The 16,182-nt window shown below is 28.9% G+C and carries 11 protein-coding genes and 1 other RNA gene; 4 read left to right on the plus strand and 8 right to left on the minus strand.

Annotated elements, in window-relative coordinates:
* Nucleotides 1–95: 95 nt before the first annotated feature.
* The 7 genes from ffs to QMA81_00535 form a co-directional block, all read right to left on the minus strand.
* Nucleotides 96–184, minus strand: an RNA gene (gene ffs / locus QMA81_00505) — signal recognition particle sRNA small type.
* A gap of 529 nt (nucleotides 185–713) precedes the next feature.
* Nucleotides 714–3,077 carry an endopeptidase La gene (lon, locus tag QMA81_00510; protein ID WHL24821.1) on the minus strand — a complete coding sequence of 788 codons (2,364 nt, stop codon included), beginning with the start codon at nucleotides 3,075–3,077 and terminating at the stop codon, nucleotides 714–716.
* Between the two features lie 1,300 nt (nucleotides 3,078–4,377).
* Nucleotides 4,378–5,718, minus strand: coding sequence for a metalloprotease PmbA (pmbA, locus tag QMA81_00515; GenBank protein ID WHL24822.1), 1,341 nt, complete (start codon nucleotides 5,716–5,718; stop codon nucleotides 4,378–4,380).
* Between the two features lie 180 nt (nucleotides 5,719–5,898).
* Entirely contained in the window at nucleotides 5,899–7,374 is a 1,476-nt protein-coding gene (gene tldD / locus QMA81_00520) for a metalloprotease TldD (GenBank protein ID WHL24823.1), read from the minus strand.
* A gap of 485 nt (nucleotides 7,375–7,859) precedes the next feature.
* Complete coding sequence (gene mreD / locus QMA81_00525; protein WHL24824.1) at nucleotides 7,860–8,309, minus strand: rod shape-determining protein MreD; 450 nt, start codon at nucleotides 8,307–8,309, stop codon at nucleotides 7,860–7,862.
* Between the two features lie 77 nt (nucleotides 8,310–8,386).
* Complete coding sequence (gene mreC, locus QMA81_00530) at nucleotides 8,387–9,202, minus strand: rod shape-determining protein MreC (protein WHL24825.1); 816 nt, start codon at nucleotides 9,200–9,202, stop codon at nucleotides 8,387–8,389.
* Between the two features lie 120 nt (nucleotides 9,203–9,322).
* The gene (locus tag QMA81_00535; GenBank protein ID WHL24826.1) at nucleotides 9,323–10,366 is read right to left on the minus strand and encodes a rod shape-determining protein; all 1,044 of its coding nucleotides are present in this window, start codon (nucleotides 10,364–10,366) and stop codon (nucleotides 9,323–9,325) included.
* Between the two features lie 696 nt (nucleotides 10,367–11,062).
* Here QMA81_00535 and aroQ point away from each other — a divergent pair.
* The 3 genes from aroQ to accC are packed head-to-tail and all read left to right on the plus strand — an operon-like array spanning nucleotide 11,063 to nucleotide 13,361.
* The gene (gene aroQ, locus QMA81_00540; protein ID WHL24827.1) at nucleotides 11,063–11,521 is read left to right on the plus strand and encodes a type II 3-dehydroquinate dehydratase; all 459 of its coding nucleotides are present in this window, start codon (nucleotides 11,063–11,065) and stop codon (nucleotides 11,519–11,521) included.
* 21 nt (nucleotides 11,522–11,542) lie between these two features.
* Nucleotides 11,543–11,995 carry an acetyl-CoA carboxylase biotin carboxyl carrier protein gene (gene accB / locus QMA81_00545; protein ID WHL24828.1) on the plus strand — a complete coding sequence of 151 codons (453 nt, stop codon included), beginning with the start codon at nucleotides 11,543–11,545 and terminating at the stop codon, nucleotides 11,993–11,995.
* Nucleotides 11,996–12,005: 10 nt separating this feature from the next.
* The gene (accC, locus tag QMA81_00550; GenBank protein WHL24829.1) at nucleotides 12,006–13,361 is read left to right on the plus strand and encodes an acetyl-CoA carboxylase biotin carboxylase subunit; all 1,356 of its coding nucleotides are present in this window, start codon (nucleotides 12,006–12,008) and stop codon (nucleotides 13,359–13,361) included.
* Nucleotides 13,362–13,507: 146 nt separating this feature from the next.
* On the opposite strand, the gene gmhB is transcribed toward accC, so the two are convergent.
* Complete coding sequence (gene gmhB, locus QMA81_00555) at nucleotides 13,508–14,077, minus strand: D-glycero-beta-D-manno-heptose 1,7-bisphosphate 7-phosphatase (GenBank protein ID WHL24830.1); 570 nt, start codon at nucleotides 14,075–14,077, stop codon at nucleotides 13,508–13,510.
* A 279-nt stretch (nucleotides 14,078–14,356) separates the two neighbouring features.
* Here gmhB and QMA81_00560 point away from each other — a divergent pair, with 279 nt between their 5' ends.
* Nucleotides 14,357–16,093: a proline--tRNA ligase gene (locus QMA81_00560; protein ID WHL24831.1), complete on the plus strand. Its 1,737-nt coding sequence runs from the start codon at nucleotides 14,357–14,359 to the stop codon at nucleotides 16,091–16,093.
* Nucleotides 16,094–16,182 lie beyond the last annotated feature (89 nt).

Consider the following 16,182-nt stretch of genomic DNA (forward strand, 5'->3'; position numbering starts at 1 on the left):
AAATACAATTAAATGTATTATATTATTGTTATAATAGCAATTGTTTACTTTATTTTAATGTTTGTTCGTATACTTACAGTAAGAGTATTTTACTGGGATGCTAATAAAGAACCATTTTAATTTTTTGCTACGGCTGCTTCCTTCCAGACCTGACCGGTTTTACAAAAATTATCATGTATAATCTAATAGCATCCCTTTTAAGGATTATCTGTGATTATTTTAAATATTTCAAGAAATAATTACATATTTCAGTATAAATATTGCGTTTAAATGTAAAATATATTTTGTTTGTAAATACTGTAATTTAGTATATTTTGAATATTAAAATTAGTTTATTAATATTTTGTGAAATAAATTTTATTTTTTGTTGTTATAGATAGTGTGATTTGTATGTACTTTATAATGTTTGAATAATCGGAAACATATGGAGTTAAATAGTTACATGTGGTCTTCTGATTTTTAATATTGCAGTATTGGTTCTATTAATACAGAATTGTTCTATTGTTAAAAATTTAGAGTAATTAAGAATTAACAGTTTTTGTTAGGATTATATTGATTTCCTAAAATTAGGAAATCAATATAATCCTATTTGAATAATTCAACCTCATAGCTGCAATTTTTTAAATTTATTGATATATAGCGGTAATATAATGAGAAACAAATATTTCTACATTTATATTATATGTTTTGTTTTGTACAAATATTTTATAATTTCATGATAATGATGTATTAGGTATTGTTTCATAATGAAATGGGGCATTTTGTAGTGCTAATATTAAAACTTCGTCTATTTGCTTGACTGGGTGAATATCTAAGTTATTTACTACAATGGAAGGCATATCTTCCAGGTCTCTTTTATTTTCGTACGGTATTAATACTGTTTTAATACCTCCTCGATGTGCTGCTAATAATTTTTCCTTTAAACCTCCGATAGGCAATACTTGTCCTCTCAAAGTTATTTCTCCTGTCATAGCTACACTAGATTTAACGGAATTTCCTGTTAGACAAGAAACTAAAGCAGTACACATAGCAATTCCAGCACTAGGTCCATCTTTAGGAGTGGCTCCTTCAGGAACATGTACATGAATATCTTTTTTATCATAAAAATCAGTATTAATGCCTAATTTATCTGCACGTGCTCGTACTACAGTTAATGCGGCTTGAATAGATTCTTGCATAACTTCACCTAAGGAACCAGTGTAAGTTAATTTTCCTTTTCCAGGAACACAAGCAGTTTCGATTGTTAAAAGATCTCCTCCTACTTCAGTCCAGGCTAGACCAGTTACCTGTCCAACACGGTTTTCTTGGTCTGCACGGGTGCAATCGTAACGTTGTACTCCAAGAAAATTTTTTAGATTGTTTTTATCAATGGTTATATATTTAATTTTTTTATTCATTAATAGCATTTTAACTGTTTTTCGACATAATTTTGAAATTTCACGTTCTAAATTACGTACCCCCGCTTCACGCGTATAATGTCGAATAATTCCTATTAAAGCATCATCTTGAATGGTTAATTCTTCTGGTTTTAAAGCATTACGTTCTATTTGTTTAGTTAATAAGTGTTGTCGTGCTATATTTAATTTCTCGTCTTCGGTATAACCAGATAATCGGATTACTTCCATTCGATCTAATAAAGGACTTGGGATATTCATTGAATTGGAAGTAGCGACAAACATAACATCAGATAAATCGTAATCTATTTCTAAATAATGATCATTGAAAGCAGTATTTTGTTCGGGATCTAACACCTCTAATAAGGCAGCGGCTGGATCTCCGCGCATATCTAAAGACATTTTATCTATTTCATCTAAAAGAAATAATGGATTTCTTACACCAATTTTAGACATCTTCTGTATAAGTTTGCCAGGCATAGATCCAATATAAGTACGGCGGTGGCCTCTAATTTCTGCTTCATCACGCATTCCACCTAAAGCCATACGTACATATTTACGCCCAGTAGCTTTAGCAATAGACTGTCCAAGTGATGTTTTTCCTACTCCAGGCGGTCCTACTAAACATAAAATAGGTCCTTTTATTTTATTAATTCTGTTTTGTACCGCTAAATATTCTAAAATACGGTCTTTAACGCGCTCTAATCCATAATGATCTTTGTCCAGACTTTCTTGAGCTTTAAGTATATCTTTTTTCATTTTACTTCTTGCATGCCATGGAACTGATAGAATCCAATCAATATACCCACGCACTACAGTAGCTTCAGCTGACATAGGAGACATTAACTTTAACTTTTGCCATTCTGATTCTACTTTATCTCGTGCTTCTTTAGGCATTTTAGCCGCTTCTATTTTTCGTTTAAGAGCTTCATTTTCATCAATGATATCATCTAGCTCTCCTAGTTCTTTTTGAATAGCTTTCATTTGTTCATTTAAGTAATACTCACGTTGGCTTTTTTCCATTTGTTTTTTTACACGATTTCGAATACGTTTTTCGACTTGTAGTAGTTCAATTTCTGATTCCATCATTGCTATTAAATATTCTAGTCGTTTTGTAACATCTGACATTTCTAATATTGATTGTTTGTCATTTAATTTTAGTGGCATATGAGCGGAAATAGTATCAGCAAGACGATCTGCATTGTTAATATTATTTAGTGACACTAAAACTTCAGGTGGGATTTTTTTGTTAAGTTTAAGATATCCTTCAAATTGATTAATAACAGCACGCATTAGTATCTCTTGTTCACGTTCGTTTAATATTTTAGGCGCTAAAGAGCTTACATTAGCCTTAAAGTGGTTTCCGGTATCTGTTAATTCAATGATACGAGCTCGAGTTAGTCCTTCAACTAATACCTTTACTGTCCCATCTGGTAGTTTTAGCATCTGTAATATCATGGATATTGTGCCAATTGAAAAAAGGTCATTGATATTTGGTTCATCAGTTGATGCTTCTTTTTGAGCTACCAACATAATTTTTTTGTCACCATTCATAGCAGATTCAAGGCATCTAATTGATTTGTCTCGGCCAACAAACAGCGGAATTACCATGTGTGGATATACCACTACATCACGCAGAGGTAATACAGGGATTTCAATGCTCTCAGGTTGCTCAGTATTCATAGAGCTATCTCTCTTGGTTAAAGCTTTCCAGATTATAACATTTTAAATATCTAGTTATATTATTATTATTAACTAGATATTTAAAGGATATGGGGGTAAATCAATTATATTCAATATTGAGCATTATGAAAAGAAAAATAAATAATTATTTATTGGTGAATTGGCTTATCATTCAATATTTATTGAAATTTTAGTGATTTTAAAATTCTATTTTTTAATTGAATTTTTGATTTTCAATCATTTTTTATTTTTTTAAAAAATATTTAGTATTTTTAACATTAAATGGAATTATTAATTATTTTAAATTTTAAATATAATTATTTATTTTGTCGAAAATATAGTAGTATAACAGGTAATTATCATATATCTATTTTAGATTGATATCGAATTAATTACATGATTTAAAACTATATTAATTATATTTTTGATTTAATTTATTAATTATTTTAAATAAAAAATTTTTATTTAATTTTTAAAATAAATAAGTAAAATAGAAAGTCATTGTTTGTTTTAAATTGAATATTATTCATAAAAATCAATAATATTAATAGTATAGTTGCAAATTTAATTTAATTTCGATCTCTATATATTAGAGTGACATATTGATCTCATTTTGAAGTGGTTAATATTTATTTTGAAAAAATATTTTTGTTGTAAAATGATTTCAATTTATATTTCTAAATCAGAAACTAATAGTATTATTCAAAAATATTTATTCTTAATAATTTTAGATATAACTATTGCATATGTGTAAATATGTATATTATATGCACGTATCCTTATAAAGAATGAATAATTGTAGGAGATAAATGTCTTGAATGCGCTAAGTCATGTGTTACTAAATTTTTTGAGAATCTGTTTATATAAATAGGTTGTTCATATTTAAATTTTTATGATGCTGTAATGAATGGTGAGTAGCTAAATACTGATAGTACTGTGAGGCTTCACATAATATTATAATATATTTGATCATAATATTATGTAAAATTATATAAGGTATCAGAATAGTTCTCGTGTTTAACTTCAAAAAATTTTATTTATACATCTTATCTTAAATAAGATGTAGTGATTGTTTATTAAGTGCTGATGAGATGTTATTTTTATTTATTATTTAATTCTATGTACTGATTATTCGTCGATGATGAATAATCTATAATACTTAAATTATAATTAAGTATATGTGAAAAGCACAATTTATTTTTTGAATGCAGATACTATTGTGGAATATAGTATCTGTGCATTAATCTAGTTATGTGATTTTTATTTAATAATAAAAATCCCGTATGTTTTATTATTTATTTTAAGATCCTGCTATCTTCATGGAAGATATTAATACAGACCCACAATGAATATGGCCTCTTGTTTCAGTATCACATCCAATAGAAACAATATTACAGAACATTTTTTTTAAATTCCCAGCGATAGTAATTTCATTTACTGGATATTGAATATTTCCGTTTTCTACCCAAAATCCAGATACTCCACGTGAATAATTTCCGGTGATAATATTAATTCCTTGCCCCATTATACTAGTGACAATCAGTCCACGATGCATGTTTTTTATTAATTCTATAAAACTTAAATTTTGAGAACTAATATACCAATTATAAATACCATCAGCATGACCAGTAGTTTTTAGGCCTATTTTACGCGCAGAATAACTATTTAAAATCCAACTATTCAACATCCCATTTTTTACGATAGTACGATTTAGTGTTTGTACTCCTTCACTATCAAACGGAGCAGAGCCTAAGCCTTTTAGGATATGTGGACGTTCCTGAATCGATATCCAAGAAGGGAAAATTTTTTTCTTCAAATAATTTAATAAAAAAGTAGATTTTTGGTATACATTGTTTCCGCAAATAGCTTCTGCTAAATGATGGAATAGACTCGTGGCTATTTCAGCAGAAAACAATACTGGAGATTCTGTTGTTTTAATTTTTTTTGAATGTAAATGATCTAATGCTCGTTGAGCACATTCTTGTCCAACCCATTCTGGTGAACGTAAATTATTGAATGAACGGCTTAATGTATATGCGTAATTTTGTTCCATAATACCATTACTTGAAGCAACTACACTACAACATAAAGAATATTGGCTACTGGTGTAACTTTGTAACATACCATGACTATTTCCAAACACTTTAGTAGTAAAATAGCCGTTAAATTTACTTCCTTCGGTAGAAATAATACGTTTATCATGATTTAATGCTGTTTTTTCTGCTGTAGATGCTAAAGCTGCACCTAATTTAGTATTTAAACCAATGGGATGAAATAGGTCAAGATTCATAGAATTGAATGCTAATAATTCTTTATCGGCAATACCAGAATATGGATCTGGGGAGGTATAACATGCTATATTTGCTGCGGCTTCAATAGTACGAATTATTGCTTTTTCATTTAAATTACTTGAAAGAGCAGTTCCTTTTCTTTTTTGACGAAATATAGTTATATCTAAGATGTTATGACTATTAAATTCAACATTCTCCAGTTTTTCGTAACGAGTGCTAACAGTAATTCCTGTGGTTTTAATGATTGATACTTCTACTTCATTTGAATATGCATGTGCTAAATTTAAAGCTCGATCTACTATATTTTCTAGAAAGTTATGTTGTTGTGTCATATTATATACTATATCCATATTATTCTCCTATAGTAAGAATCCTTTATCAAAAAATAGATTTTTGAAATATATATTATATAACAAATATCAAGTACTGATATGATTTTATATCGCAGCACATATATATAAAGTAATTATATTTGATAACACATAATTATTATTTAATTACTACTAGTAATTAAATAATATATAAATTAACTAGTTGGTCCCTCCAACAGTAATTTTATTTAATTTTATTGTCGGTTGACCTACTCCAACTGGTATACTTTGTCCGTTTTTTATACATGTTCCTATTCCTTTATCTAAAGATAAATCATTTCCAACCATAGAAATATTTTTCATTATTTCTATTCCTGATCCTATTAAAGTGGCTCCTTTTATAGATTTTGTTATATGACCTTTTTCAATTAAAAAAGCTTCAGATGCAGAAAATACAAATTTTCCCGATGTAATATCTACTTGCCCCCCATCAAAATTTGAAGCATATACTCCGTAATCTACACTGTTAATAATTTCTTCAGGAGTTGATTGGCCTGCTAGCATATAAGTATTAGTCATGCGTGGCATAGGTAAAGTAGCGTAAGATTCACGCCTACCATTTCCTGTTGAATCGCATCCCATTAGTTTAGCATTTAATTTATCTTGCATATATCCTACTAGAATACCATTTTTAATTAAAATATTATATTGACCAGGAACCCCTTCATCATCAATAGTTAAGGATCCACGTAATTCTTTTAGTGTTGCATCATCTACTATTGTACATAATTCAGATGCTACTACGTTCCCAATTTTGTTAGTAAATACAGAACTACCTCGTCTATTGAAATCTCCTTCTAGTCCATGGCCTACTGCTTCATGTAATAAAATACCGGGCCAACCTGATCCTAAAACTACTGTCATCACTCCTGCTGGAGCTGCTATAGATTCAAGATTAATTAGTCCCATTCGGACAGCATCTCTTGCCCAGTGGTCGGCTTTCGTGTCTCCTTCTATAATGGAACTAAAAAAATCATATCCAAATCTTCCACCACCACCACTTATTCCTTGTTCTCGTTTTCCGTTCTGTTCTACTTGTACTAATATAGATAAGCGCACTAATGGTCGAATATCAGCGGCTAAAGTACCATCTGTAGCTGTTACTAAAATTTGTTCATAAACACCTGATAAATTGGCATTAACTTTTTGTACTCTAGAATCAGTAGTTCGCGCTATTTTATCTATTCTCATTAATAATTCAATTTTTTCTTCTTTAGATACGCTAGATAATGGATTTATATAGGAATATATGGGTGGGTAAGTATATTGATGAGTAGAACGAACATATTTGTGTTTAGGAGCAACAACAACGGTATTATTACAGTGACGTTTATTAGTAATGCTAGTAGCAGCTTTCATGCTACATATCAATGCATCTAAAGTTAATTGATCGGTGTAAGCAAACCCTGTTTGCTCACCTGTAATTACTCGTATGCCAGCACCTTGATCTATAGCATAAGATCCAGATCTTATAATACTATCTTCAAGAGTCCATGTTTCGTGAAAACACGATTGAAAATAAAGATCCGCATAATCTACTTGAAATTTTTCTGTCATATTTAATAAATATGATAGATCATCATGTTGTAATTTATTGGGTGCGAGTAATTGTTCGCTAACAATATCTAAATTCATATAACTCCTATTGATACTATCAGATTAATGTTCTATATAACCACAATTTATTAATATATTCAAACTTTATATTATTTCATTTTCTATTAATTTTTAGCATAACTTTTTTATTAAATATTAATTTTAAGTTTATAGTTTTTAATTTAGTTTATGCATTTAATTACGATGTTTGGAGATGTAAGTTTTATATTAATTCGAATACCTTATTTTTATTAAAACCTATAAATCTTATTCTCAGTATACTGTATTTTGGAAGATTAAATAACATTTTTAAAAATATTGTTATTTGTTATGATTAAATATATATATATGCGTATATTTAATAATTTTAATTAATGTTTTAAAGTAAAAATATCTATAATTTGATAAGTTAATTCAAAGTTTATATAGATTAATTTCAAGGATTGTTTATTTATAACAGAGATTCGGTATTTAGTTACTCTTAATAGTAGTTGAAATAGTATTTCAAGCAGTATTGTTGTATATTAATTTCGACGAATTTTTCGCATCAAAAAAATTAAAAATGGCCATGATCCTCCATCTAATAAACAATTCCAAAATATTTCTGGTGTAGTAATAAATACTTTAATCATTAAAAATTTTACTAAAAATATAATACTTTGATTAATAAATGAAAGAAATGTCACAATAAAAGATTGCTGCCAAATGGATACATACCTAAAGCAGTGAATATTTCGTGTTGCTAAATACGCGAGGATGCTTAGAGATAAAGAGTGTATCCCTAAAGTAGATCCCAGAACTATATCTGTTATTAACCCCAAAATAAATCCAGTGCCTATGCTTACTTGATTTGGAAGTACTGTGATCCAATGAATTAATAATATCATTATCCAAGACGGTTGCATCCACCATATTTGTAGTGAAAAGGGAATTATTTGTAACGTAATTGCAACCATAAAGGAACTATACACCATCCATAGTTTATAACCATAAAATTTATGCATTTTTATGCATTACTTTTATTTAAATATTCTTAGATTCAATGTTATTATTACTCCCAAATTAATATTGCATAACGTAAGCATTGTAATTTAACTGTTGGATGCGCTCGAATGACAGTAAAATCTTGCTCTGGTTTTACCATTATATTGGATACTGTTGCTACTGGATATCCTTCTGGGAAACGGCCATCTAATCCAGATGTTACTAATGTATCGCCGATGCATATGTCAATATTTCCTGGATATTCTGCACGTAAATCTGTGTTATATCCGCAACCCATTAAAATAAAACGGATATTGTTTCGTTTTATTTGTACAGGTAGAGCATGTTTAGGATTACAAATTAACATAACTCGGCTACTAAATGTATTAGTAGAAACTACTTGTCCTATTATTCCCGTATCAGTGATAACTGGTTGTCCTATATAGACATCGTTATTTGTTCCTTGACTTATAAGAACTTGATTGTCGTATGGATCTGTGTTAACAAAAAGAATTTTAGTAATTATTTTTCGTTTATTATAACATAGCGGAGAGTGAAGTAACTTACGTAATTTTCTATTTTCTTGTTTATATTGATCTATTAATAATAATTCACTGTTTTTTAAAAATAATTCCTGACGTAATGTATGATTTTCTAATATTAATTTATTAGACTCTTTTAATGTTTTTGAAACATAATCGAATATATAGCGTGGTTTATCGCATAAGAAATACAATAAATAAACAGAATTTTCTACGTAGTTTTTAAACTGAAGGAACATATTTAATTTTCCATCAGCAATAATTATAATAGTAGACATAATGATTGCTAAAAATAAACGTAACTCTAAATAGGGAAATTTATTACTTATAGCACTATACATAAGATTAATACCTTTGACTCCAATGATATGTATTGAACACATTACAAAGGAAATATAATTTCACTTATATGATTTTATCAACTGAAAATATATAGTTCATTCATAGTGATAGTTTTAAAATTATTCTTCACTAAATAAATCTCGACCGTGTACATCGATCATATCAAGGGCCTTACCGCCGCCTCGTGCAACACAGGTAAGTGGGTCTTCTGCTATTACTACAGGAATACTGGTTTCTTTTATTAATAGACGATCGATATTTTTTAATAATGCCCCTCCTCCAGTCAATACCATACCATATTCAGAAATATCAGATGCTAATTCCGGTGGACATTGTTCTAATGCCGCCATAACTGCGCTAACAATGCCAGTTAACGGTTCTTGTAACGCTTCTAAAATTTCATTGTTATTTAGTACAAAACTCCGTGGTATACCCTCTGCTAAATTTCGCCCACGTACTTTTATTTCACGTAGTTCATCGTCTAAATATGCAGAACCTATAGTATGTTTTATTCTTTCTGAGGTTACTTCTCCAATTAGGGAACCGTAATGGCGTCGTACATAACTAATAATTGCTTCATCAAATCGGTCTCCTCCAATCCTAACGGACGAGGAATATACTACTCCATTAAGTGAAATTACTGCTACTTCGGTAGTACCTCCTCCAATATCTACTACCATTGATCCAGTAGCTTCTGATACCGGCAACCCTGCCCCAATAGCTGCTGCCATAGGTTCTTCTATTAAAAAAACTTCACGTGCTCCTGCTCCTTGCGCAGATTCACGTATAGCTCTACGTTCAACTTGTGTAGCACCTACCGGGACACATACTAATACTCTAGGACTAGGCCTCATGAAGCTATTACTATGTACCTGTTTGATAAAATGTTGTAACATTTTTTCAGTAATAAAAAAATCAGCTATTACTCCGTCTTTCATAGGACGAATAGCTGCAATGTTTCCTGGGGTTCGTCCTAGCATTTGCTTAGCTGCATATCCAACAGCGGCTACACTTTTAGGCATGCCTCCACGATCTTGTCGAATGGCAACAACAGAGGGTTCGTTTAAAACAATACCTTGTCCTTTTAAATAAATAAGAGTATTAGCAGTGCCTAAATCAATAGATAAATCACTAGAAAATATACCACGGAATTTTTTAAACATAATAATTACAAATAATGTTATTATTTTTTTTTAAATTATCCATTTGTACAGATCCTCTTGAAGAATGGTGAAAACAAAATAGCCATACAATACCAATAAATATATTTTATGGTTTTTATGCTATAGGTATTACATATTATTCAATTTTTTATCTATTTGAATATTATGGTAAAATACCAATTATATTGAAATACTCCATATTATATATGGATATAAACAGACTACATAATAAATATAATTATATATGTATTGTAAATTATGCTGCATAATATTTACAATAGTGTATTAATATTATTTTAATATATATTAACTGTAATTAGGATAAAACAATGACTGTAAGTGTGTATTGAAAATATTATTGCTTAAGATTATAATGATAGGGCTTAAAAGAATAAGTTTTCTTCATGTCATATAATTATACGATAAATACTGTTATGATTTAATAAAAATTAAAAAATGATAATTAGATTATGTGTTTGCTAGTGTTATTGGTCTTTTATTTTTTGATACAGCAGATTAAAGATGATTTGGTTATATATAAATAATAATTGTTCTTATAGTAATATTTTATGAATACTAAAAATTTTTTTATATTATATGAATAGATGTTAATTGCAAGTTTCGTATAACATAATCAATTTTATTAATGATGATGGTATATATTATGTTTATATTTAATGAGAATATGTGAGTGTAATGATAAATAAATTTCGTATTTTGTTAATAAATGGACCCAATTTAAATTTATTAGGTACACGTGAACCACATATTTATGGTGATAAAACCTTATCTGATATTATCGTAAGTTTGTATAAAACATCTGATTCTTTAGGTATGCATATGGATCATTTTCAATCCAATGCAGAACATGAATTGATTAATTATGTACATAAAAGTTACAATAATGCAGATTTTATGATAATCAATCCTGCAGCTTTTACTCATACTAGTATAGCGTTACGAGATGCAATTTTGTCCGTAAACATTTCTTTTATAGAAATTCATCTTTCTAATATATATACAAGGGAAAAATTCAGATATCGTTCATATTTATCTGATATCGCTCTTGGGGTGATTTGTGGATTTGGAGTACATGGATACCATTTTGCTTTACATATGGCGTATAAATATTTATCTAAAAAAATTAATAAGTAATATATTAAACATAGGTTTTCTATGGATATTCGTAAAATTAAAAAATTAATCGCATTAATTGAATCATCTAATATTTCTAAGTTAGAAATTTATGAAGGAAATAAAATAGTACGTATTACTCGCTCTGAGTCTAACATATCATCTCCTTCAACATGTTTACCTATGACAAAGAATTCAGAAAAACCAATATGTACTTCAAATATAGAAACGAACTATAAAGATATTAAATTAGTAGACAGTGGACATGTTATACGTTCACCAATGGTAGGTATTTTTTATATTACTCCTAGTCCAGATTCTAATCCATTTATATCAATAGGACAGACAGTTGAAGTTGGAGATACTTTATGTATTGTTGAAGCCATGAAAGTTATGAATCAAATTCAATCAGATAAATCAGGTATAGTAAAAGCAATTTTACTTGATAATGGGCAACCAGTTGAATTTAATGAACCATTACTTATTATCAAATAATGAGAATAGAATGTTAGATAAAATTGTCATTGCAAATCGAGGAGAAATAGCACTACGCATCTTACGTGCGTGTAAAGAATTAGGAATAAAGACAGTGGCTGTCTACTCAACTATAGATCGTGATTTAAAACATGTGCTTTTAGCAGATGAAACTATTTGTATAGGTCCTCCACCTGCAATAAATAGTTATTTAAACATTCCAGCTATTATTTCAGCTGCAGAAATTACTGGATCATCAGGAATTCATCCTGGTTATGGATTTTTGTCAGAAGATGCTAATTTTGCAGAACAAGTAGAGCGTTCTGGTTTTGTTTTTATTGGACCATGTTCAGAAACTATTCGTTTAATGGGAAATAAAATATCTGCTATAGATATTATGAAAAAATCAGGGGTTATGACTGTTCCAAGTTGGAATTATGAACTTAATAAGAATATAAATGATAATTTTTCTAATTTTTCATATCAGAATTTACATATTAATTATCCAATTATTATAAAATCTGCTCATGGAGGAGGAGGCCGAGGCATGTGTGTAGTGAGAAAAGAATCAGATTTACAAGATGCTATACGTATGATGCGATTGGAATCAAAAAATATGTTTAATAATGATTCTATTTATATAGAGCAATATTTGGAAAATCCAAGACACATAGAGATACAGATTTTATCTGATGGTAAAGGAAATATAATTTATCTGACAGAACGAGATTGTTCTATACAAAGGAGACGCCAAAAAATAGTAGAGGAAACTCCCGCATTAGGTATTAGCTCTAAAATGCAGCAATATATAGGGGAAAGTTGCGTGCGGGTTTGTTACAGTATTGGGTATCGCGGAGTAGGCACATTTGAATTTTTATATGAAAATGGTGAATTCTTTTTCATAGAAATGAATACTCGCATTCAAGTTGAGCATCCGATTACAGAAATGGTTACCGGAATAGATCTCATTAAAGAGCAATTAAAAATTGCTTCTGGATATACATTAGATATTAAACAACATACTGTTAAATCTGTAGGACATGCTATAGAATGTCGTATAAATGCTGAAGATTCGTATAGTTTTATACCTAGTTCGGGACGTATTACTAGGTTTCATGCGCCTGGAGGATTAGGTGTACGTTGGGAATCTCATATTTATTCTGGATACTCAGTGCCATCTTATTATGATTCAATGATAGGAAAATTAATTTGTTTTGGAGAAACACGCGGTATAGCCGTTGCTCGAATGAAAAATGCATTATCTGAATTAATTATTGATGGTATTAATACTAATATTGAATTACAATTAAAAATTGTGACTGATGAATCATTTCAAAAAGGCAATAATATTAATGTTCATTATTTAGAAAATAAATTTAATATATAGATATAAGATAAATAAGACAAGTCTTATATAAAAGTGGTTGTTGGTTTTAATTCTAAATAAAAAGGGTGTGTGTTAAGTCTTTAAGTATAGGGAACAGTGTAATTAAATAAACCAAATAAAATGTAAAAAAAAGATTATAAACCGGGTTATATTGTTTTTATATTTTTATGTGTTGTTATCATATTTGGTAGGAATGCTAAGCTTTTTATAATCCAAGTTGCTATATTTTTGGATTTTTTTGTTGTTTCTTTTCCGCTACATACTAATACGTTAGTCCCAATACCTGCTGATTGTCCTGCTAACATATCATTTTCAGTATCTCCTACCATATAAGAATTATTCATATTGATATTGAAACGTTGTTTTGCATCTAATAACATGCCTGGGTTAGGTTTGCGGCATAAACAGATTTTTTTAAATTTTTTTACTATTCCTTTCGAATGGTGTGGGCAAAAATAAATAGCATCTATATATACATGATATAATCTCAGATAAAAAATCATCCATTTTGTTAGCAACAAAAAGTCATGTTTAGTAAATAAACCTCGTGCTATTCCGGATTGGTTAGTAACTATAATTAAAAAAAAATTCATTTTTTTTAAAATTATCATTGCATCTATAACATTTTCGATGAAAAAAAAATTATTAATGTTATGTACATAATGTTTGTCTACATTAATTGTACCATCTCGGTCCATAAATATAGCATTATTCATATTTTTATTTTATATATATTTTGTAGTTATAAATGTGTATTTAATAAATGTCGTTAAAAAATTTATATTATTCTAATTCTAACGTATAATTATATATTCTATTTTAGAATACTGGGCGACATGGTATACAAATATTTTATCATAAGTATATTGTTATATTTATTCTATAAAATAGTAAAATTTTGTAATCAAATGTCATAGTATATATAAATATACTAATTTTTTATTATTTGTTGTTATTAATAATGATAATAAAATCTTTCATATTAGGCAATGATAATGCGTACCAGTCAATATTTGTTAGCTACTCTTAAAGAAGCACCTAAAAGTTGTAAAGCAATTAGTCATCAATTAATGTTACGAGCAGGATTAATCCGTCAAGTATCGTCTGGTCTTTATACTTGGTTGCCAACCGGTCTACGTGTATTACGAAGAATAGAAAATATCATTCGAGAGGAAATGAATAAAATTGGTGCTATTGAAATATCTATGCCGATAGTTCAACCTGCAAAATTATGGAAAAAAAGCGGTCGTTGGATAGAGTATGGTACAGAATTATTACGTTTTAAAAATCGTAATAATCGAGAATTTGTATTAGGTCCAACTCATGAAGAAATGATTTCTGAAATTATCTGTAAAGAAATAATGTTTTATAAACAGTTTCCATTAAATGTATATCAAATTCATACTAAATATCGAGATGAAGCGCGCCCTAGAGCTGGAATAATACGTGCTAGAGAATTTATTATGAAAGATGGATATTCTTTTCATGTAAGTCAAGAATCTCTTCAAAATACATATAACAACATGTACCAAATATATCATACGATTTTTAATCGAATTGGATTAAATTTTTGTGTTGTTCAGGCTGAATCTGGTAAGATCGGAGGAATATTATCTCATGAGTTTCAGGCATATTCTGAAAATGGTGAAGATAACATAGCAGTACCTATAATACTCGACAATTCAGGTGATTTTAAACTAAAGAATAACGCTTCTCCTATTAAAATACAACCAAAAATAGCTGTAGAAACTATGCGATTAATAGAAGCTCCTCATGTTAGTTCCATAGAAGAATTAATCAATCAATTTAATTTGTCTATACATCAAGTTGTGAAAACGATAATTGTTCGTGTTAAAAATAAATATATAAATAATTCTTGTTCTTTATTAGGATTAGTAATTCGAGCTGATCATCAGATTAGTTATGAAAAAATTGCGATGATTCCGGAAATATCGGTTCCTTTATCTTATATTAATCCAAAAGATATTTATGTACTGACTGGGGCGCATCCCAATTTGTTGGGAGCTATTAATTTATCTATACCATATATTGTAGATTATAATGTAGCTGTAATGAGTGATTTTGTCGCTGGATCTGATGTGAGCGGTAAGTATTTTTTTGGGGTGAATTGGAATCGTGATATACCTCTTCCAAAAGTAGCAGATTTACATGCAGTGTTACACAATAATTTATATGTTAATGATAATAATATGTTATTGGTTCATAACTGTATTGAGATAGGACATATTTTTCAATTAGGACAAAAATACTCAAAATTAGGGCTTAGTTATATAAAAAAAAATAATAAACATAATTTAATAGTAGAAATGGGATGTTATGGGATAGGGATCACTCGGATTATTGCTGTGATTATCGAACAAAATCATGATAAAAACGGAATTTTATGGCCGGAATCCATAGCTCCATTCAGATTAGCTATTATACCAATTGATATGTATCGTTCTGTTAATGTAAGAAATATTACAGAAAAAATTTATAAGCAACTTTTATTTTCTATAGGGGTGGATATATTAGTTGATGATCGCAAAGAACATCCAGGGACAATGTTTGCTGATATAGATCTGATTGGAATACCACATATTATCATTATTAGTGATCGTTGTTTAGCTAATCAGGAAGTAGAATATAAATATCGTAAAAAAAATGAGATTAAAAAAATTAAACTTGAAACATTAATACAATATTTGGTCAAAAAAATTGTTTATTTATGAATGTCTTACTAAGTTTTAATAATAAAGAAGTATTTATATCAAAATAAAATTTTTAGTAATATTACAGGCATATATGTTGTATATGATAG

This window comes from Candidatus Blochmannia vicinus, assembly GCA_030020825.1.
GTDB classification, from domain to species: domain Bacteria; phylum Pseudomonadota; class Gammaproteobacteria; order Enterobacterales; family Enterobacteriaceae; genus Blochmanniella; species Blochmanniella vicinus_A.